General features: G+C 63.7%; 19 protein-coding genes. 12 read left to right on the forward strand and 7 right to left on the reverse strand.

Going from position 1 to position 19,183, the window contains the following annotated elements; translation table 11 throughout:
- Window positions 1-13: 13 nt before the first annotated feature.
- Both EJ076_RS26345 and EJ076_RS26350 read right to left on the reverse strand, forming a co-directional pair.
- Window positions 14-910: an SDR family oxidoreductase gene (locus EJ076_RS26345; RefSeq protein ID WP_109661399.1), complete on the reverse strand. Its 897-nt coding sequence runs from the start codon at window positions 908-910 to the stop codon at window positions 14-16.
- A 7-nt stretch (window positions 911-917) separates the two neighbouring features.
- Entirely contained in the window at window positions 918-1,658 is a 741-nt protein-coding gene (locus tag EJ076_RS26350) for an SDR family oxidoreductase (RefSeq protein WP_126069816.1), read from the reverse strand.
- 103 nt (window positions 1,659-1,761) lie between these two features.
- On the opposite strand from EJ076_RS26350, the gene EJ076_RS26355 reads away from it, so the two are divergent.
- Window positions 1,762-2,655: a LysR family transcriptional regulator gene (locus EJ076_RS26355; protein WP_126069817.1), complete on the forward strand. Its 894-nt coding sequence runs from the start codon at window positions 1,762-1,764 to the stop codon at window positions 2,653-2,655.
- 179 nt (window positions 2,656-2,834) lie between these two features.
- Here the strand turns inward: EJ076_RS26355 and EJ076_RS26360 are convergent, their stop codons facing one another.
- Window positions 2,835-3,272 (reverse strand): VOC family protein, encoded by a 438-nt coding sequence (locus EJ076_RS26360; protein ID WP_126069818.1) that lies wholly within the window; start codon window positions 3,270-3,272, stop codon window positions 2,835-2,837.
- A gap of 210 nt (window positions 3,273-3,482) precedes the next feature.
- Between EJ076_RS26360 and EJ076_RS26365 the strand changes: the two genes are divergently transcribed.
- From EJ076_RS26365 to EJ076_RS26395, 7 genes are all read left to right on the forward strand, one after another.
- Window positions 3,483-6,086, forward strand: coding sequence for an EAL domain-containing protein (locus EJ076_RS26365; RefSeq protein WP_206438742.1), 2,604 nt, complete (start codon window positions 3,483-3,485; stop codon window positions 6,084-6,086).
- 152 nt (window positions 6,087-6,238) lie between these two features.
- Entirely contained in the window at window positions 6,239-7,114 is an 876-nt protein-coding gene (locus EJ076_RS26370) for a LysR family transcriptional regulator (protein ID WP_245462887.1), read from the forward strand.
- A 32-nt stretch (window positions 7,115-7,146) separates the two neighbouring features.
- Entirely contained in the window at window positions 7,147-7,854 is a 708-nt protein-coding gene (locus tag EJ076_RS26375; protein WP_281036134.1) for an NADPH-dependent F420 reductase, read from the forward strand.
- A 154-nt stretch (window positions 7,855-8,008) separates the two neighbouring features.
- Window positions 8,009-8,986, forward strand: a complete 978-nt coding sequence (locus EJ076_RS26380; protein WP_126069820.1) for a glutathione S-transferase family protein — start codon at window positions 8,009-8,011, stop codon at window positions 8,984-8,986.
- Window positions 8,986-9,582: a dienelactone hydrolase family protein gene (locus EJ076_RS26385; RefSeq protein ID WP_126069821.1), complete on the forward strand. Its 597-nt coding sequence runs from the start codon at window positions 8,986-8,988 to the stop codon at window positions 9,580-9,582. The genes EJ076_RS26380 and EJ076_RS26385 overlap by 1 nt, the downstream gene beginning before the upstream one ends.
- Before the next feature lie 337 nt (window positions 9,583-9,919).
- Window positions 9,920-11,488 carry an FAD-dependent monooxygenase gene (locus EJ076_RS26390; protein WP_126069822.1) on the forward strand — a complete coding sequence of 523 codons (1,569 nt, stop codon included), beginning with the start codon at window positions 9,920-9,922 and terminating at the stop codon, window positions 11,486-11,488.
- An 88-nt stretch (window positions 11,489-11,576) separates the two neighbouring features.
- On the forward strand, window positions 11,577-12,230 hold the full coding sequence (locus EJ076_RS26395; RefSeq protein ID WP_126069823.1) for a glutathione S-transferase family protein: 654 nt from the start codon (window positions 11,577-11,579) through the stop codon (window positions 12,228-12,230).
- Between the two features lie 65 nt (window positions 12,231-12,295).
- Here the strand turns inward: EJ076_RS26395 and EJ076_RS26400 are convergent, their stop codons facing one another.
- Window positions 12,296-12,649, reverse strand: a complete 354-nt coding sequence (locus EJ076_RS26400) for a hypothetical protein (RefSeq protein ID WP_109661393.1) — start codon at window positions 12,647-12,649, stop codon at window positions 12,296-12,298.
- Window positions 12,650-12,766: 117 nt separating this feature from the next.
- Window positions 12,767-14,389: an ABC-F family ATP-binding cassette domain-containing protein gene (locus EJ076_RS26405; RefSeq protein WP_126069824.1), complete on the reverse strand. Its 1,623-nt coding sequence runs from the start codon at window positions 14,387-14,389 to the stop codon at window positions 12,767-12,769.
- Window positions 14,390-14,651: 262 nt separating this feature from the next.
- On the opposite strand from EJ076_RS26405, the gene EJ076_RS26410 reads away from it, so the two are divergent.
- Complete coding sequence (locus tag EJ076_RS26410) at window positions 14,652-14,963, forward strand: hypothetical protein (protein ID WP_164548736.1); 312 nt, start codon at window positions 14,652-14,654, stop codon at window positions 14,961-14,963.
- Between the two features lie 48 nt (window positions 14,964-15,011).
- Here the strand turns inward: EJ076_RS26410 and EJ076_RS26415 are convergent, their stop codons facing one another.
- On the reverse strand, window positions 15,012-16,130 hold the full coding sequence (locus EJ076_RS26415) for a transporter substrate-binding domain-containing protein (RefSeq protein ID WP_245462888.1): 1,119 nt from the start codon (window positions 16,128-16,130) through the stop codon (window positions 15,012-15,014).
- Between the two features lie 260 nt (window positions 16,131-16,390).
- Here EJ076_RS26415 and EJ076_RS26420 point away from each other — a divergent pair, with 260 nt between their 5' ends.
- Window positions 16,391-16,951 carry a hypothetical protein gene (locus tag EJ076_RS26420; protein ID WP_126069825.1) on the forward strand — a complete coding sequence of 187 codons (561 nt, stop codon included), beginning with the start codon at window positions 16,391-16,393 and terminating at the stop codon, window positions 16,949-16,951.
- 101 nt (window positions 16,952-17,052) lie between these two features.
- Window positions 17,053-17,682, forward strand: coding sequence for a glutathione S-transferase family protein (locus tag EJ076_RS26425; protein ID WP_126069826.1), 630 nt, complete (start codon window positions 17,053-17,055; stop codon window positions 17,680-17,682).
- 5 nt (window positions 17,683-17,687) lie between these two features.
- On the opposite strand, the gene EJ076_RS26430 is transcribed toward EJ076_RS26425, so the two are convergent.
- Window positions 17,688-18,287 carry a YdeI/OmpD-associated family protein gene (locus EJ076_RS26430; protein ID WP_126069827.1) on the reverse strand — a complete coding sequence of 200 codons (600 nt, stop codon included), beginning with the start codon at window positions 18,285-18,287 and terminating at the stop codon, window positions 17,688-17,690.
- A 266-nt stretch (window positions 18,288-18,553) separates the two neighbouring features.
- On the opposite strand from EJ076_RS26430, the gene EJ076_RS26435 reads away from it, so the two are divergent.
- Window positions 18,554-19,165 carry a hypothetical protein gene (locus EJ076_RS26435; RefSeq protein ID WP_126069828.1) on the forward strand — a complete coding sequence of 204 codons (612 nt, stop codon included), beginning with the start codon at window positions 18,554-18,556 and terminating at the stop codon, window positions 19,163-19,165.
- Window positions 19,166-19,183 lie beyond the last annotated feature (18 nt).

Below are 19,183 nucleotides of genomic sequence, written 5' to 3' on the forward strand. Positions count from 1 at the left end.
TTGAGGGTGGATTTCAGGCTTTGGGATGGAGCAGGTCGGCAAGGCCGATCCGTTCCAGGAGTTGCGCACGCACGCGGTCGGCAACGCCGTTGACGATCGCGGCGCCATCGTCGGACGGGTCGACGTGGACGCGCAGCGGTCGGTTTCCCCAAGGCATCGCCACGAGGTCGACGATTGCCGCCGCGATATCAGCCGGATCGGCATCAGCCGGCTCCAGTGCCGCCAGCCCTTTCAGCGCCTGCTGATCGACACCGGCATAGGGACCGGACCAGTAGGCGCCGGCGCGCTCGGCATCGGTGGGTGCCGCCGCATTGTGGAAATGCTCGGTGCCCTTGGTGAAAGCGCCCGGCACGACGATGGTCGTTTCGATGCCGAAGCGGGCGAGTTCCAGCGCATAGCTCTGCGCCAGCGCGTCCATGCCGGCCTTAGCCGCGAAATAGGGCGCGAGGAACGGTGGCGTGCCGCCGCGCGTGCTGCTCGAACCGACCCAGATCATCTGGCCCCGGCCGAGAGAACGCATATGCGGTAGGGCCGCGCGATTGACGCGCTGCGTGCCGACGACGTTTACGTCATAGAGCTGCGCCAGTTGCTCGGGCAAGAACGCCTCGGTCGGTCCGAACCCCATGTGCCCGGCGTTGTGGATCAGCACGTCGAGCTGGCCGGCCTCGCTGAGGATCAGCCGGACCGCCGCCTCGGCCGAAGCGTCCGAGGTCACGTCGAGCGCGATCGGCTTGAGCGCCAGGCCCTCGTCGCGAGCGAACTTTTCCATCTCGGCTGCCGCCACGCCGCCACGCGCCAAGGGGTCGCGCATCGAGGCGTAGACCGTGTGGCCCGCTCCAGCCAGGGCGCGTGCGGTCATCGCGCCGAAGCCGCTGGAAGCACCGGTGATCAGGATTGTCTTTTGCATGATTATCTCCTCAGACCACGCCGCCATTGGCGCGGATGATTTGTCCGTTGACCCAGAAGCTGTCCGGCCCGGCCAGGAATGACACCAGCCCGGCAATGTCGTCAGGCTGGCCAAGCCGGCCGAGCGGGATCATCTTGCCGATGGCCTCGATCTGCGCCTCGCTCTTGCCGTCCGTGAACAGGGCGGTCTCGATCGGTCCGGGCGCCACCGCGTTGACGGTGACACGGCGCGCGCCAAGCTCCTTGGCCAGGATGTGGGTCATCGCCTCGACGCCTGCCTTGGTGGCGGCGTAGACGCCGTAGCCCGGCTGGTAGAGGCCAACGACGCTGCTCGAGAAATTGACGATGCGGCCGCCGTCGCGAATCCGGCGCGCACCTTCCCGCATGCCGCGGAACACGCCGCCGAGGTTGATCGCGATCTGCGTATCGAACGAAGCATCGTCGGTCTGCGCGATCGGCGACGTCTTCATGATGCCGGCATTGTTGACGAGGATATCGATGCCGCCGAACGCCTTCTCGCCGGCGTCGAAAAGTGCCGCGAGGCCGTTCGGATCGGCGATATCGGCCTGAACGGCGATCGCCTTGCCGCCGCCGGCTTCGATGCTGCGCACAAGCTCTTCGGCCTCCGCGCGGCCCCGTGCATAATTGACGACGACGGCGATGCCGTCGCGGGCGAGTCGCTGTGCGATGGCGGCGCCGATGCCCTTGGAGGCGCCGGTCACGATCGCCGTTCTGGTTTGGTTAGATGTCATGGAAGTGTCTCCGTGTTGTTGGTGACACGGATATAGGCCATGCCACATTCCGGATAATCAGCCGCCTATTGACATCACTATTCGGAAACTGCGAACAATGGCCATGGATCGACTGGACACGATGCGGCTGTTTGTTCGCGTTCTGGAGCGGCGCAGCTTCACCGCTGCCGCGGCCGATCTCGGCCTGCCGCGTTCAACCGCGACGGAAGCGATCCGGCGGCTGGAAGTGCATCTCGGCGCGCGGCTTCTGGAACGAACGACACGGCAGGTGAACGCCACGCGGGACGGCGAAGCCTACTATCGGCGCTGCCTGTCAATCCTGGCCGAGATCGAGGACGCCGAGGCCGCCTTCCGCAACGCCGAGCCTTTCGGCCTGCTGCGCATCGACGCCAGCACGCTGCTCACCCGCACGTTCCTTTTGCCGCGCCTGCCGCAGTTCCTCGCCCGCTATGTCAGGATCGACCTGCAGATCGGCCAGAGCGACCGGCTGGTCGATCTCGTGCGCGAGGGCGTCGACTGTGTCATCCGCGTCGGCGAGCCGCCCGACAGCGGCATGATCATGCGCCGCCTGGCTGTCATCCGCGAGATCACATGCGCCAGCCCCGCCTATCTCGAACGCCACGGCACGCCCGCCTCCCCCGATGCGCTCGATGGCCACCAGGCGGTGGGCTTCGTCTCGTCGCGTACCGGCGAGACCCTTCCGTTCGAATTCACCGTCGCCGGCAAGACCGTTGAGGTCAGGCTGCCGGGGCGCGTCGCGGCCAACAATTCCGACACCGCCGCCGATCTGGCGCGGCTTGGCCTCGGCCTCATCCAGGCGCCGCGCTATCGCTTCGAGAAAGATCTCGCCGATGGGACGCTCGTCGAGGTGCTGGCCGACTACCCGCCATCGCCAACGCCGCTGTCGGCGCTTTACCCGCAGAACAGGCAGCTCTCGCCACGCCTTCGCGTCTTCCTCGACTGGGCATCGCGCATCTTCGCCGAGGCGGATCTTTAGAGCAGGTCCATTAAAGGCTGCTGACGGCGGCTTTCGCGGGCGTCCCGGCCCGGGTTGACGACCTAATCGAGCTTAGCGAGAACGCGGCCGACCGTGGAGGGAGGGACCTCGAACAGGCAGGCAGCCTCGGACACGCTCGCTAACATTGGTCACTCCTGCCATTTGTCTTCGTATTGCGCTCAACTGAGTTCTTGGGCGAGTCCGATGAGAAGCCCTCCAGGCCCACGGATGTAGCAGAGCCGATACGCGTCTAAATACTGCACGACTTCACCGACGAGCTGCGCGCCGCGCCTGCGGAGCCTTTCAAGCGTCTCGTCGATGTCGTCCACGGTGAACATGACCCGGAGGTAGCCTAGGGCGTTGACCGGGGCGTTCCGGTGATCTTCGACGACAGGCGGCGTGAGGAAACGGGAGAGCTCGAGCCGGCTGTGGCCGTCCGGCGTGCGCATCATGGCAATCTCGACATGCTGATCGCCCAGTCCAGTGACACGTCCGGCCCACTCTCCTTCGATCGTGGCCCGCCCTTCGAGCTCGAGGCCGAGTTCGCGAAAGAAATCAATCGTCTCTCCGATGTCTTCGACGACGATCCCCACGTTGTCCATCCGCCTGAGCGCCATGTTCCATCTCCAAGGTGTCGTTCCAATCTACAAGGTGTCGCATGGTCCAACAACGGACGCTCGAGATCCCTCAACACCGATAGATGCTGAAACTTCCCGCCAGCCTGGAAGGGCAAATTTAAGCGTTTGCTACTAGATTCGACCAGTGGGCTGTTGTTCAGGAAAGGTATTCGGGTCGAATTGGTTACAACGGAACTCAGTCTCGGCCGCGTGAGACAGGCCGTTTTTTCTTCCGCCAATTTGCCGGCGGCGATTGCTTTTGTCGTGCTTTTGGTCTGCGCCGTCTTTGCCGACCAGCAAAACAGCAGGGTCTCGGATCAGCTGGCGCGCGCCGATGTGCTGGCCAAGGTCAACATCATCCGCGCCAAGCTCGAAGGCAACATAGGCGGAAATCTCCAGCTTGTTCAGGGCCTCGTCTCGATCATCGTCACGGAGCCCTATATGGGCCAGCAGAGATTTGCCTCGCTCGCGGGCAATCTGTTCCAGCAGAAATCGCAATTGCGCAACATCGCCGGCGCGCCCGACCTCGTCATCTCGCTGATGTACCCGATGGAAGGCAACGAGAAGGCGATCGGGCTCGACTATCGCAAGAACGAGGCGCAACGCAGGGCAGCGCTTCGGGCGCGCGACCAGCACGTGCTGGTGTTTGCCGGGCCGGTCGATCTGGCGCAAGGCGGGCGCGGCTTCATCGGGCGCATTCCGGTCTTCGTGCCGACGGCGGGCGGCGGCAGCCGCTTCTGGGGCATCGTCTCGGCAGTGGTCGATGTCGACCGGCTCTACGCGGCGAGCGGGCTGACCAACTCGGAACTCGACATCGATGTCGCGCTCACCGGCGCGGATGCGCTCGGCGGCGGCGGCAAACGTTTCTTTGGCGGCGACAATGTCGTGGCCGGCAACCCCGTGTCTGCCGATGTGCAGCTGCCTTCAGGCTCCTGGCGGATTTCGGCCATACCCAAGGGTGGCTGGCCGGCTGCGCCGAAGAATGAGTGGCTGCTGAGGGCGCTCATGGCGCTCGCTGGCGCGCTGGTGGTGCTGCCGATCCTCGTTGCCGGCCGGCTGTTCGGTGAAAGGCAGAAACACTATGCCGAGCTGAGACGCCTGTCCGGCCGCCTGGAGCTGGCGCTGGAAGCCTCGGGCATCGGCGTTTGGGAACACGACCTCGCCACCAACGAAATGGTGTGGGATGACCGCGTCAACGAAATCTACGGCAAGCCAGCCGACGGCAAGCCACGCGGTTATGATGACTGGGCGCAGGCGATCCATCCCGAAGACATCGAGCGGGCCAAGCGGGATTTCGATTCGGCCGCTGCGAAAAAAGGCCTCTACTCCTCACAATACCGGCTCCTGCGCCCCGACGGCACGGTCCGCCATGTGCGCACGCGCGCCAGTTTCTTCCAGGATATCGACGGCACGCCAAAGCTGATCGGCGCCGAATGGGACGTGACCAGCGACGTGCTGCTCAACGAGACCCTTGTGCGCGAGCGCCAATTGACGGAATCGAAGAACGCCGAGCTTAATCTTGCCAAGGCGCATATCGAGCATGCGGCACTGCACGATTCGCTCACTGGCCTGCCCAATCGCCGCTATCTCGATGAGCTGCTGGCCGAAAATGGCGAACCCGACCGCCACACGGCGCTGCTGCATCTCGACCTCGACCGCTTCAAGCAAATCAACGACACGCTCGGCCACGCCGCCGGCGATGCCATGCTGATGCATGCCTCGAATGTCATCAAGGCCAATGCGGACGCAGCCGATTTCGTTGCGCGCATCGGCGGCGACGAGTTCGTCGTGGTGAGCCATGGGCTTGACGACGACCAGCTCTCGGCGCTCGCCGACCGCATCATCGAGGCGATGCGCCAGCCTGTCGACTATCGCGGCCATCCGTGCCGGTTCGGAGTGAGTATCGGCATTGCCGCCAACAGTGGCGTCGATGCCAGGCAACTGCTCGTCAACGCCGATCTCGCGCTCTACCGGGCGAAAAGCCGAGGCCGCAACCGCTACGAGTTCTTCAACGAAGAGCTGCAGAGCGAGATCGTGCGGACCAAGCAGATCGCCGATGAGATCCTGGGCGGGCTGGAGCGGAACGAATTCATCGCCTACTACCAGCCGCAGTTCGACGCCAGGACGCTCGAGATCGTCGGCGTCGAGGCGTTGTCGCGTTGGAAGCATCCGCAACGCGGCATCCTGGCCCCCGACGCCTACCTGAAGGTGGCCGAAGAGCTCAATGTCGTGGCGTTGATCGACCGCATCGTCCTCAAACACGCGCTGGAGAATTTCGAGCGTTGGTCGCACAGCCATCTCAACATCCCGCGCGTGTCGGTCAACGTCTCGGCCAGGCGCCTGGAGGACAAGGACTTGATCGAGGGCCTGCGCAAGCTCGCCATCAAGCCGGGAACCGTATCGTTCGAGCTGGTGGAGTCCATCTTCCTCGACGAGAACGATGATTTGGTCACCTGGAACATCGAGCACATCAAGGATCTCGGCATCGACATCGAGATCGACGATTTCGGCACCGGCTATGCCTCGATCGTCTCGCTGCTCAAGCTGCGGCCGCGCCGCCTCAAGATCGACCGTCAGCTGATCACGCCCATCACCGGCTCGATGGCGCAGCGGCACCTGGTGGCGTCGATCATCGAGATCGGCAAATCGCTCGGCATCGAGGTGGTTGCCGAAGGCGTTGAGACGATGGAGCATGCACGCATCCTGAAAGAGCTCGGCTGCGATATCCTGCAAGGCTACTTTTTTGGCCGCCCGATGGAGGCCAAGGCCTTCAAGGCTTTCGCCCAGTCGCGCAAATGGCTGGCCGCGGGCTAATTTGTCCGCTTCGCGCCGATCGCCATCGAGAAACTCGTCCAAGATCCGACCGTATTTCATAAAACCCTTCGCACTGTTTGCGATTATGGTGGGTGCTCAAAGAGTCTCCGCGCTTGAGGTTCCCCAGTATGGACAGACTGGCATGCGACCGGATGTTCGTCGCGGTCATTGAGCGCCGCAGCCTGTCCGGCGCGGCGCAAAAGCTCGGCGTGAGTTCGGGCCAGGCGTCCAAGCTGGTTTCCCGGCTCGAGGAAGAACTGGGCGTGCAGTTGCTCCACCGCACGACCCGCTCCGTATCGCCCACGGAAGCCGGCCGCGCCTATTTCGAGCGGATCAAAGGCCTGCTCGAAGAAATGGACGAACTCGATTCCACCATCCGCAGCGCTTCTGGGGAACCGCGGGGGCGGCTGGTCATGTCCGTGCCGATTACTTTTGGCACCCAGGTCCTTGCGCCGCTTTTGGCCGAATTCGCGCGGGCGCATCCGCTGATCGAGCTCGACGTGTCGTTCTCCGATCGCATGGTCAATCTGGTGGAGGAAGGTTTCGACCTTGCCTTGCGCATCGGCACCTTGCGCGACAGCAGCCTCATTGCGCGAAAGCTTTGCCCGATCCGGCTGGTGACGACGGCAGCATCATCCTATCTCACGGCATTTGGTGCTCCGGATCGTCCCGAGGACGTTGCCGGACACGCCTGCATTCTCGACACCAACTTCGCCGACGGGGCCAGCTGGCGTTTTGCCCACGGCTTGACGGTGCCAATCCGCGGCCGGCTGCGCTTTTCCAACGCCGAGGCCTGTGCGGCCGCGGCTGCGATCGGTCTGGGTCTGGTGCAGGGTCCGAGCTTCGTCGCCGGCGAGCGCATTCGGAGCGGCCAGCTCATTCCGGTGCTGGCCGACCACGAGGCCGACCCGATGGCTCTCTGGGCCGTCTACACCACCGGCCGGCACCTGGCGGCCAAGGTGCGGGTGATGGTGGATTTCCTGGTCTCGCATTTCCAGGACAGCCCGCCCTGGGACCAAGGTTGGTAGACTTTCCATTTTGGAAGAAATCTTCTGCAATTTTGCTGGATAATAATCGATCCGGAACAGATGCATATTCCCGTCATCGCCGCAGGGCAAAGCTGACAGGAGCACAGAACATGACACTCGCAATCATCGGTACCGGCAATATGGCCAAAGGCCTCGCCACGGTCTTTTCACGCGCCGGCAACGCCGTCGTCTTCGGCTCGCGCGATCCCTCGGAGGCCGCTTCGGTCGCCGCTGGCTTTAGCGGCACCGTCTCCGCCGCCTCGATCCCGGATGCCGTGGCCAAGGCCGACATCATCTTCCTCGCCGTGCCGTACAGCGCCGCGGCCGAAGTGGTGAAGGCGGCTGGCGACCTGGCGGGCAAGATCGTCGTTGACCTGACCAATCCCATGAAGGCCGATTTTTCCGGCCTGGCCATCGGCTTTTCGACCAGCGCCGCGGAAGAAATCGCGCGGCTCGCCCCGCGGGCCAAGGTGGTTAAAGGCTTCAATACGCTGTTTGCCTCGGTGCTGCAGAATGGCGGCCAGGTCGCCGACATCCCGGCAACGGTACTGCTCGCAGGCGACGACGCCGACGCTGTCACCGAGGTCGAGGCGCTGGTGAATTCAGCCGGCCTCAAGGCCATCGTCGCCGGTCCCCTGGCAGCGTCGCGCAACATTGAAGCCGTGGCCGCTCTCAACATTGGGCTCGGCTATGGCCAGGGTAAAGGCACCAATATCGCTCCGACCTGGGTCGGCATCTAATAACCCAGGCACTCATCGCTCCCCGACGACGATGGCCGGAGAGCGACATAAGGCAACAAATAGCAAGCCGCGACGCGTCACTTGATATCGCCCAAGTGACGCGCCGCTGCACCCGTGGACAATCCCCCGGCGATTGCGGTGAAGGACGAAGACTATGCTCATTGAAGGAAAATGGACGGCCAACTGGCAGCCGGTGCAGGCCACCGATGCCAAAGGCGGCTTCGTCAGGCAGATTTCCGGCTTTCGCAACTGGGTGACGCCCGACGGCAGCGCCGGGCCGACGGGTGATGCGGGCTTCGCCGCCGAAGCGGGCCGCTATCATCTCTATGTCGCGCTCATCTGCCCCTGGGCATCCCGCACGCTGATCGCGCGCAAGCTCAAGCGGCTCGAGGACGCCATTTCCGTCAGCATCGTCAACCCTCACCTGGATGATGAAGGCTGGGCGTTCGGCGGCTATCCCGGCACTGGCCCGGACGACATAAACGGTGCCCGCCATCTGCATGAAATCTACACCAGGGCCGACCCGCTCTATACCGGGCGGGCCACCGTGCCGGTGCTTTGGGACAAACAGCTGGGCACCATCGTCAACAATGAGAGCGCCGAGATCGTGCGCATGTTCAATTCAGGCTTCGGTGACCTCGCCAGCGGGCCGGATCTCTATCCTGCACCGCTGCGGGCCGAGATCGACGCGCTCAACGCCGATATCTATCCGCGGCTCAACAACGGCGTCTATCGCGCCGGCTTCGCCACCACTCAGATCGCCTACGAAGAAGCCTTCGACGATGTGTTCTCGATGCTGGAGATCCTTGAGGCCCGGCTCGGCAAAGGTGGCCCCTTCCTCCTCGGCAACGCCCTTACCGAGGCCGACATCAGGCTGTTCGTCACGCTGGTACGGTTTGATGCCGCCTATCATGGCCTGTTCAAATGCAATCTGCGGCGCCTGGTCGACTATCCGGCGCTGAGTGCCTATCTGGCCGCGATTCTGGCCGTGTCGGGCGTCGCTGAGACCGTCAGCATCGAGCACATCAAGGCCGGCTACTATTCGATCAAGGCTCTCAACCCTAACGGCATCGTGCCGAAAGGGCCCGACCTGCCGGGCCTCGCACCCGTCTCCGTGACAGGACAGCACTGATGGATCGCGGCCTGGTCATTCTTTTGCACGGCGTCGGCAGCAACGGCGCCAATATGGCAGCGCTCGGGCGGGCGCTGGCACCCGCACTGCCCAGCTTCGTCTTCGAAAGCCCCGATGCGCCAGGCGGCAGCGGCCCGCGCCGTGAGTGGTTTAGCGTCATCGGCGTTACCGAGGTCAATCGGCCGGAGCGCGTCGTTGCGGCGCGGCCCGGCTTTGACGCGGTCATCGCCAATCTGATCGAGCAACATGGATTTTCGAATGCCGTTGACCGCGTTGTGCTGCTGGGGTTTTCCCAAGGCTCCATCATGGCGCTCGACGCACTGGCCAGCGGGCGCTGGCCTGTCGGGGCGGTGGTCGCTTTCTCGGGGCGGCTGGCGTCCCCAGCGCCGCTTGTCCCTGCAACCGGCACCCCATTGCTCCTGATTCACGGCGGCGCCGATCCGGTCATGCCGTCAAGCGAGAGTGTGCGAGCGGCGGAGCTGCTGACGGCGGCCGGTGTCCATGCCAGGACGTCGATTGAACCCGGTCTGGGCCACCAGGTTTCGAACACCGGCCTCGCCGAGGTGGCCAGGTTTCTCAATGAGGTGCTGAGCTGACCGTCCAACCGCCCGACGACCGGACGGCAGCCAAGCGAAAGGCGGCTTTCGGGCAGTCAATGTTTGGGCCGACGGCACTATCCTCTTCACCACCGCCACCCGTTGCGGATCAATCGCCACATCGTTATATAGCCCGTGTCGGAAAAGGCAGACTTGGTTTGGTAAGCCCAAGTCCTTTCGCAGGCGAAATTCTTCGCCAGGAAAAGCTCTGGTCTTTGGCTTCGTGCACGAGATCCCCACGACGAACATCGGACGCTTGCCAAGCGTTCAATCGTTCGTCCGTGTGGTGCTCAAGCTTGAGGAACGCTCCGGTCGAACATCGACCAAGGAGTCTTCCATGTATGAGCGACATTCCCCTCCCTATGACGTCGTAGTTGCCGGAGCCGGTCCCGTCGGCTTGTTCCTCGCCTGCGAGCTGCGCCTCGCCAACCTCCGGGTCCTGGTGCTGGAACAGGCCGAGGACCCGCGCTCCCCGTTGAAGCGGCTTCCATTCGGCATGCGCGGCCTCTCAGCGCCCACTCTTGAAGCTTTCCACCGTCGCGGGCTGCTGAACGACATCGCGGCGCCGCAACGCACGAAAGACGACGCGGGCAGCGCTTCGGCTGGCGCCCATTGGATGCAGCAGGCGCGCCGCCCCGGCGGCCATTTTGCCGGCATCCAGTTCTACCACGACAGCATCGATGCCTCGAAGTGGTCGTATCGCCTGCCAGGTCCGGCCGGCACCAGCATGGCGGTCGAGATGGAGACCCTCGAAGCCGCCCTGGCCGCCCGCGCAAGCGCGATGGGGGTCGAGATCAGGCGCGGCGTCGGCGTCGAAGACCTCGACCAGTCGGACGAGGACGTGACCGTTCGCGCCGGCGGCAAGACTTTTCGCGGACGCTGGCTCGTCGGTTGCGATGGCGGCCGCAGCACGGTTCGCAAGGCTGGCGGCTTTGAGTTCGTCGGCACCGATCCCGAATTCACCGGCTATTCCGTCGAGGTCGAGATGGCCGATCCCGACAAGCTCAAACCGGGCCGCCACTACACGCCGACCGGCATGTATACTTACGCGCCGCCCGGGGTGATCGCGATGGTCGATTTCGACGGCGGCGCGTTCCACCGAACCCAGCCGGTCGCGCTTGACCGGGTGCAGGCAGTGTTGCGGCATATCTCCGGCACCGACGTCACGGTGACGGCGCTCCGGCTGGCCACCACCTGGACGGATCGCGCCTACCAGGCGACCGCGTACCGCAAGGGGCGGGTGCTGCTTGCCGGCGACGCCGCGCACATCCACTCCCCCCTGGGTGGCCAGGGGCTCAACCTCGGGCTCGGCGACGCGATGAACCTCGGCTGGAAGCTGGCTTCGACCATCCGTGGCGATGCGCCCGCCGGTCTGCTCGACAGCTATTTGAGTGAGCGACATCCGGTGGGCGCGCAGGTCCTCGACTGGTCGCGCGCCCAGGTCGCCCTCATGCGGCCGAGCCGGAGTTCGCGTGCGCTCGAAGCCATCATCCGTGATCTCGTCGACACGCGCGACGGCGCGACATACTTCGCCGAGCGCGTCTGGGGCGTCTCTCTCCGCTACGATCTTGGCGGCAGCCACCCACTGGTGGGCCGCAGCGCACCGGACTTCGAGCTGGTCGACGGGACGAGGCTGGGAGAACGCCTCAGGAACGGGCAAGGCCTGCTTCTGGGCTTCGACGTCAGCCCTCCCCTTCAGGCGCTTGCAAGCCGCTGGAGCGGGCGGATCGCCTATGCCGCAAGCGACGCCAAGGATCGGCTCGGCCTGAGCGCTGTCCTCGTGCGCCCCGATGGCTTCGTCGCCTGGGCCGCTGACGCTGAGCCTGACCTGGAGGGAGCTGCGCAGGCCGCATCGCGGTGGTTTGGCGAACCCGAAAAGGTTCGGCACGCGAAATCCCACGGCTAAAAACGAGGTAAGGTGTCGGGAGTCGCGCCGGTCGTTCGTCCTCTGGAGGCAAAGCCAACTGGACACCTGACAACCTCGGAGCTTTCCAATGACTGCCACCATCACAGCCTTTGAACGGTCGCCCGATGACGGCAAGGGACTGGCGCGTGATACGCGCGTTCGCTGGGCGCTGGAAGAAGTGGGCCAACCCTACGAGGTTCGTCTTGTTTCGTTCAGGGCGATGAAGGAACCAGCACATCTGGCGCTTCATCCTTTCGGGCAGATTCCAACCTACGAAGAAGGCGATCTCGGCTTGTTCGAGTCAGGCGCCATCGTGTTCCATATCGCGCAGCACCATGTAGGCCTGCTGCCGGACGATGCGAATGCCCGGGCGCGTGCAGTCACATGGATGTTCGCCGCGCTCAGCACGGTGGAGCCGCCGATCCTTGACCTCGCAACCGCCAGGATCCATGAGGGCGACAAGCCCTGGTCCGCACAACGCATGCCTCTCGTCGAGGATCGCGTCCGTAACCGGCTTGGCCAACTTTCCCGTCGCCTTAGCGATGCCGACTGGCTCGATGGCGCGTTCAGCGCCGGCGACCTGATGATGGTGTCGGTGCTGCTCCGGTTGAGAGCCTCGGGTATCCTGGACGACTATCCGAACCTCTCCGCCTATGTCGCCCGCGGCGAAGCGCGGCCCGCCTACAAGCGTGCCTTTGAGGCGCAATTGGCGGTCAACGCCGGCAAGCAACCGACCGGCTGATGCGGGCCTTTCTGAGAGCCCTTCGCTGGCACCTCCGCTTCGTCGCGAAGGAGACTGTCGCGTGACTATGGATATTTCTGATTTACCCTCGCAGGGTTCAAATCGCCCTGCAGCTCCTGCGGCAGCGGTAGGCTTGAGCATTGCAAGTGCACCTCGCGGGCGACCAACTTTCGTTGCTTCTGCTCGTGCTCCTTGACGGCTGCCAGTATCCCCAACCCGTACGGGCCAAGCGCGACGAATGCCCAACCCGGGTGCTGTTTTTCGCGAGCGTCGTAGTCCAAAGCCGCCGCCCTGGCTTGCTGGCATTGCGGCGACGCCCATTTCTGGTCCTGCTGCGAAAGCGACGCCCCATAATCGACCGGAGAGGTCGCGCATCCAGCAACTGTCGCGGCCAATGCGACGGTCATGGCAATTCTCATCCCGAAGCCCTTCCTAAGCATTGTAGAGAGTACACAGGCCTCTTCTTCCCACAAGCAGATCGCCGCGATGCTTGGACACCGACCGGATGACCGTCGTGGGGCAATAGCCGCAGGTCCTTAGCTCCTCAACCCCGGCGCTTCCTGCCCGGTGCGCTCGACATATTCCGTATAGCCGCCGCCATAGGTGTGGATGCCTTCGGGCGTCAGCTCCAGCACGCGGTTGGAAAGGGCTGCCAGAAAGTGCCGATCGTGCGAGACGAACAGCATGGTGCCTTCATACTGCGAGAGCGCGGTGATCAGCATCTCCTTGGTGGCGATGTCGAGATGGTTGGTCGGCTCGTCCAGCACCAGCAGGTTGGGCGGGTCGAACAGCATCAGTGCCATCACCAGCCGCGCCTTCTCGCCGCCTGACAGAACGCGGCACTTCTTCTCGATCTCGTCGCCGGAAAAGCCGAAGCAGCCGGCAAGTGCCCTGAGCGGCGCCTGACCGGCCTGGGGGAATGCATCTTCCAGCGTCTGGAACACGGTGCGCTCGCCTTCCAGCACTTCCATGGCGTGCTGGGCGAAATAGCCCATCTTCACGCTAGGCCCCCGCGCGACCGTGCCGGTGTCGGGGTCGGAAGCGCCGGCGACCAGCTTCAGAAGCGTCGACTTGCCGGCGCCATTGACGCCCATGATGCACCAGCGTTCGCGGCGGCGGACCTGGAAGTCGAGCCCCTCATAGATGGAGCGGCTGCCATAACCCTTGTGGACGTTCTTCAGCGTGACCACGTCCTCGCCGCAGCGCGGCGCCGGCTGGAAATCGAAGGAAACGGTCTGGCGGCGCTTGGGCGGCTCGACGCGGTCGATCTTATCCAGCTTCTTCACCCGGCTCTGCACCTGGGCGGCATGCGAGGCGCGTGCCTTGAAGCGCTCGATGAAGGCGATCTCCTTGGCCAGCATGGCCTGCTGGCGCTCGAACTGCGCCTGCTGCTGCTTGTCGGCGATGGCACGCTGCTGCTGGTAGAATTCGTAGTTTCCCGAATAGGCGGTCAGCGAACCGCCATCGATCTCGACCACCTTGTTGACGATGCGGTTCATGAACTCGCGGTCATGCGAGGTCATCAGCAGCGCGCCGTCATAATTCTTCAGGAAGGATTCCAGCCAGATCAGGCTTTCCAGGTCGAGATGGTTGCTCGGCTCGTCGAGCAGCATGGCGTCGGGCCGCATCAGCAGAATGCGCGCCAGCGCGACGCGCATCTTCCAGCCGCCAGAGAGTTTTCCGACATCGCCGTCCATCATCTCCTGCGAGAAGCCGAGACCGTCGAGCACCTCGCGGGCGCGGCCGTCGAGCGCATAGCCGTCGAGCTCCTCGAAGCGGTGCTGTGCCTCGCCATATTTTTCGATGATCTCGTCCATCTGGTCGGCCTGGTCGGGATCGGCCATGGCCGCCTCGAGCGCTGCCATTTCAGCCGCGACTTCAGAGACCGGACCGGCGCCGTTCATCACTTCGGCGACAGCGCTGTGGCCTTCCATGTCGCCGACATCCTGGCTGAAATAGCCGATGGTGACGCCACGATCGACCTGCACCTGGCCTTCGTCGGGCTGCTCCTGGCCGGTGATCATGCGAAACAGCGTCGTCTTGCCGGCGCCATTGGGGCCGACGAGGCCGATCTTCTCACCCTTCTGCAGGGACGCCGACGCTTCGATGAAGACAAGCTGACGGCCGTTCTGCTTGCTGATGCTTTCCAGTCTGATCATGCGGTTTCCGGGGCTGAGCCTGCGATGAAAGGATTTGCCCGGCGCCTTACGCGAAGGATGGCTGCAAAGGAAGAGGCGCAAGCGCCGCAGACCGCGGAACGCTCTTCCTTCTCCCCTTGTGAGAGAAGGGAAAACCCGCCAGACACACTTCAGAAACAAGATTCAACACTCCGGAAAAACTGGCGAAAAAATCCCCTGTCATAACCATCCCCGCGGCGGCCGAAGCGGGTCGCGGCACAACGCCAAGGGATGGTCCCGAAACATGCAACGACGTTCGACCGGATGGATAGGGGCCCTGACAGGCATTTCGCTTGCCATGCTTGCGGTCGCGCAGCCGGGTGCGGCAGCGGCGGTTACCCGAAGCGAATATTGCAGCCGGCTCGGTCTTCAACTCGACGGGGCCATTCAAACGAAAGCCGACCCCGGAGCCAACGCCAGGGAGATCGCCGAGGCAACCGCGCTCCAGGACAAGGCGAACCGGTTCTGTGCCGAGCACAAGCAGGCACAAGGCATCAGGACCCTCGCCAATGCCCTGAAACTTCTTGGAGTGACGCCCGTCGACCTGAACCAGTGAACGACAGCCGTCAACTCTTGCGCGTCACGGGCGCAGGTTCCCGCCGGGCTACTTTTCGCCCAGATACTGGAAAACGGCCTGCTTCCACCAATCGCTTTCGACGGTCTGTAGCAAGGCGACATCGAGTGGCTTGCGCAACGGGCTGCCGAGCGGCAGCGCCATAGCATATTGCTGCTGGTCGAAGGTCGCGTCGAGAACTTGGAGGCTCGTCGCGTAGTTCTGCCCCACCAGCCAGCTAAGCAGTGGTTTGTCGTGAACCAGCGCATCGATCTTGCCGGCACGCAGCGCATCGAGGCCTTCCTTGACGGAGGCAAAATCCTGATGGCGTATCTGGGTCGAATCCAGATAGGAGGCCGTCGACGAGCTCTGCACCGCGCCGACCCTGACCGCGGCAAGATCGCCCTCGCCCTGCACCATTCCTTCCATCTGCGTTATCGTCAGCACCGATGTGACGCCCGCAGTAAACACCGCGATCGCAATGATCGATCCCATCATCCAGATCGCGGCCAGCACCCGTCCCGGCACGGTGCGCGGGCCGAAGTCGCCGGTGCTGGCCTGTGTCGCGGCGATAGTCGACCACCACATGCTGGAAAACAGGCCCTTGGCGATGCCGCCACCGAAATCGTCATTGTGCCGGCGTTCGAACATCCAGATCAGAACGCCGACGACGACCGATATGACGATCAGCGCCAGTACCGCTTGCAGGAAGCCGAACGAGGTCAGCGCATGCAGCACCGGCCGCCAGGACGGTTGATTGTTGAGCGGTGTCGCGATGCCGAGCCCGGTCGAGAAAAAGGGTTGCGTGAAATCGACGGCCTTTTCGCGGTCGGCAGTGACCGTGATCGCGGCCATCGCCACATCGAACCTGCCGCTGACAATGCCATCGATCTGGTCCTGCACAGTCGGCACTTCGGCATAGCGGAAGCGAAGATTGAGCCGCCCTGCCATTTTCTGCCAGAGGTCGATGCTCAATCCGGACCAACTGCCGTCCTGCAGCCTGAACGCGAAAGGCGGTGCCTCCTTTATCCCGACCGATATTTCTTTTGAAGGCAAGGCCGAGGGCGAAGCCGGGTCGGGCGAAGTCTGGGCAAGCGTGGCGCCGGCTCCGACACACACGGCGACGACAGTGAGAACGAGCGCCATCGTCCACGAAGCAATTCTTCCCAACGGCAACGACTCCCAGCGCCTGCCGCCCAACCATCGCGGCTTTCGAAAGGGTAGCCGCCGTGCCGTCCTTCGTCCACCGGCGATGGCGGCGCCCACCGCCCGACGCACAATGGCCATACTATTATTCCTCGTGAAAACAGCAGTTTATGGCAATTTAGCGATTCAGATGCTGAGAAGTCTCATGCGTGTCAACTCGACTCATGGCGCCGCGGCCGCTAACAGTCCGGTCCGATGGACACGATGCGGGATAACGGCCTGCGATGCTCAAGCTTGATCTCCTGGCGCTGGGCGGACTGTTGCTGACGCCCGGACCAACCAACATCCTTCTGGCCTTCTCGGCCGTTTCGTCCGGGATGCGGCGCACGCTGCCTATGCTGGGTGCGGCCGTGCTTGCCTATATGGCGATTACCCTTACGGTTGCCGCAATTGTCGCCCTGATCCCGGCGGGCAACCAGATTGAACTGCGGACCGGCGTGAGGGTCTGTGCGGTGCTGTGGCTGCTCTGGCTCGCCTACAGCGTCTGGACCACGAAGGACGACGGCGTCGAGATCCGGCTGGTGACGGTGAGGCAGGTTTTCGCCACCACGCTCATCAATCCCAAGGCGATGATCGTCGCCATGCTGGTTCAATCCGAGGGCATGACAGCCCCGCTTCTAACCACGATCGCCGCTCTGGTCGGCCTTGCGGGAGCGGCCTGGATCGTCGTCGGCCTGGCGGTTCGCCGCAGCGGTTCAAACCTGCTCAGCCAGCGGTCGCTGCGACAAGCCAGCGCCATCTGCCTTGCCGGCTTCGGTATCATCCTTGCCGGCAGTAGCTTTTAGCGCCGGCCTCGCACCGGCGTCCGATGCCCCGCGCAGGAATCGGGTGGCGGGCGGCGGGGCCGCATGCGAAACGCTAGCCCCTTGCCGCAAGAGGATGGGCCATGCTCACGCTCCACGACTATTTGCCATCGCAAAATGGCTGGAAAGTCCGGGTCCTCCTCGGGCTGCTCGACATCGCCTATGACAGTCGCCTTGTCTCGATTTTCGAGGGCGAGAGCCGCACCGACGCCTTCCTTGCTCTCAACCCGGCGGGTGCGGTTCCCGTGCTTCAGCTCGAAGACGGCAGCGCCATCGCCGAATCCAATGCGATCCTCACCTACCTCGCTGAAGGGACGCCCTTTCTGCCGGCGGACCGCTTTCGGCGCGCCAAAATCATGCAGTGGCTGTTCTTCGAGCAATACAATGTCGAGCCGGTCATCGGCTCGCTGCGCTTCTGGACCTTGACCGGAAGGCTCGAGCGCAACCAGGGCATGGTTGCGGGCAAGCGCGAAGCCGGGGCCCGCACCCTCGCCGCACTCAACCGCAGCCTTGGCGATGCCCCGTTTCTCATTGGCGACGATTTCACGATCGCGGATATCGCCGTCTATGCCTACGCCCATCGCGCCGAGGATTGCGGCTTCTCGCTGACGGGCTATCCGGCTTTCGCCGCGTGGACTGGCCGCGTGCGCGACGCCATCGGTTCTGGCCATCCGGTCCATCCCTACAGCATCGATCCGCACTCGGGCGCCTGAGGGGCTTACTTCCTGCCCTGCGGATGGATCGTCTCGCCACGCTTCAACATCGCCACAAAAGTCTCGATCTTCTTCTTGCGCCCAGCCTCGGTCTTCATGTTGTGGGTGCGGAAGGCGAGCGCGAAGCGGTTCTGCGCGCTGAGCTTTGCCAGCATCGCCTTCGCCGCCGGCTCGGCATCGATGGCAGCCTGCAGGTCTTCGGGGATTTTCATCTCCTTGCCGCTGCCGTAGGCGCGCGCCCAGCGCCCGTCGGCCTTGGCCGCCTCGACCTGTTTCAGCCCATGCTCGGTCATGCGGCCCTTCTCGACCAGCCGCGCGACGTTGTCGATGTTGATCAGGCTCCAGATGCTCTTCCTGCCGCGCGGCGTGTAGCGCTGCAGGAAGCTCTTGTCGTCCAACCCCTTGCGCACCGCGTCGATCCAGCCGAAGCACAGCACCACGTCGATGGCTTCCTTGGGCGTGATCGACTTCAGTCCCGACCCCGCCTTGTGCACCTTGATCCACACTTCGCTTTCCGTGGCGTGGTGCTTGCCGAGCCAGGCGTGGAAGCTGGCGGGATCCGGAAACTCGTGGACTTTGTCGGGATCGACTTTGACCGGCGCCATCAGTTGGCCTGCCTGTTCGGTGTCGCTCGCGCCATCATGTCCCCTGTCTTCACTGTCATCCTGCCTCCGGCATCATGCCCATCGTCATCGACCAGAATGGCACGAGTCGCTGTCAGTTTCCGGCAGCAAACTTGTCGGGCGCGTACGGCGTACCTTCGCGCCCCCTCGACCTGAACATTTTTCTCCCGGCCCCGCTGTAGAAAATCTCGGAATACCTGCCATGCTCGTGCTCGGGCACGCCATCTCGCTCCCGGGGGGAATACGACATGAAATCTCCGCTCCTCGCCCTTGCCTTTTTGCTGCCGACCATGGCCCTCGCCGAACCGATCGAAACCCGGAAAATCATCACCGCGGTGACCGGCGACTTCAATGGCGATGGCGCCGTCGACCTTGCCATGGTGGTCGAGACAGAGCCCGGCCATCCGATGGACGTTCACTTCTTCCTCCGGGACAAGGAGCACAATTACCTCAAGCCCGTTGAAATCGTGCACGGGCAGATCCTCGGCGAATGGAACAACTACGACCGCCCGGGCAACGAGAACTCCGACACCGAGCCGGAACTGACGATGCTGCCCAACGGCTCGATCAAATTCTACCTGCCGGCGATGGAGATCGGCAGTGAACGGACCGACATGACGCTGACCATCGCCTGGCGCAACGGTGCCTTCATCGTCGCCGGCTTTGCCTATGACCATTATGACTATATGGAGGAGAATGCCGAAAGCGCCTGCGAGTACAATGTGCTGACCGGCAAAGGCACCAGCAGCGAAAAGCAGCCGGGCGGCAGCACAAAGCACAAGACCGTCTCGGTCGAAGGCCAGACCATCGCCTTCAAGGACTGGACCCCGGGCACCACCTTCACCGCTTGCGGCGACTAGGCGCCCTACTCCATCGGC

The organism is Mesorhizobium sp. M7D.F.Ca.US.005.01.1.1, assembly GCF_003952545.1.
Taxonomy (GTDB): domain Bacteria; phylum Pseudomonadota; class Alphaproteobacteria; order Rhizobiales; family Rhizobiaceae; genus Mesorhizobium; species Mesorhizobium loti.

Bases quoted from the DNA above. Each gene is read 5' to 3' on its own strand.
- EJ076_RS26370 (WP_245462887.1), top strand. From the start codon at position 6,239: ATGTTCGTCGCGGTCATTGAGCGCCGCAGCCTGTCCGGCGCGGCGCAA.
- EJ076_RS26380 (WP_126069820.1), top strand. From the start codon at position 8,009: ATGCTCATTGAAGGAAAATGGACGGCCAACTGGCAGCCGGTGCAGGCC.
- EJ076_RS26395 (WP_126069823.1), top strand. From the start codon at position 11,577: ATGACTGCCACCATCACAGCCTTTGAACGGTCGCCCGATGACGGCAAG.
- EJ076_RS26400 (WP_109661393.1), bottom strand. From the start codon at position 12,649: ATGAGAATTGCCATGACCGTCGCATTGGCCGCGACAGTTGCTGGATGC.
- EJ076_RS26425 (WP_126069826.1), top strand. From the start codon at position 17,053: ATGCTCACGCTCCACGACTATTTGCCATCGCAAAATGGCTGGAAAGTC.
- EJ076_RS26405 (WP_126069824.1), bottom strand. From the start codon at position 14,389: ATGATCAGACTGGAAAGCATCAGCAAGCAGAACGGCCGTCAGCTTGTC.
- EJ076_RS26410 (WP_164548736.1), top strand. From the start codon at position 14,652: ATGCAACGACGTTCGACCGGATGGATAGGGGCCCTGACAGGCATTTCG.
- EJ076_RS26420 (WP_126069825.1), top strand. From the start codon at position 16,391: ATGCTCAAGCTTGATCTCCTGGCGCTGGGCGGACTGTTGCTGACGCCC.
- EJ076_RS26360 (WP_126069818.1), bottom strand. From the start codon at position 3,272: ATGGCGCTCAGGCGGATGGACAACGTGGGGATCGTCGTCGAAGACATC.
- EJ076_RS26430 (WP_126069827.1), bottom strand. From the start codon at position 18,287: ATGGCGCCGGTCAAAGTCGATCCCGACAAAGTCCACGAGTTTCCGGAT.
- EJ076_RS26390 (WP_126069822.1), top strand. From the start codon at position 9,920: ATGTATGAGCGACATTCCCCTCCCTATGACGTCGTAGTTGCCGGAGCC.
- EJ076_RS26435 (WP_126069828.1), top strand. From the start codon at position 18,554: ATGAAATCTCCGCTCCTCGCCCTTGCCTTTTTGCTGCCGACCATGGCC.
- EJ076_RS26385 (WP_126069821.1), top strand. From the start codon at position 8,986: ATGGATCGCGGCCTGGTCATTCTTTTGCACGGCGTCGGCAGCAACGGC.
- EJ076_RS26355 (WP_126069817.1), top strand. From the start codon at position 1,762: ATGGATCGACTGGACACGATGCGGCTGTTTGTTCGCGTTCTGGAGCGG.
- EJ076_RS26350 (WP_126069816.1), bottom strand. From the start codon at position 1,658: ATGACATCTAACCAAACCAGAACGGCGATCGTGACCGGCGCCTCCAAG.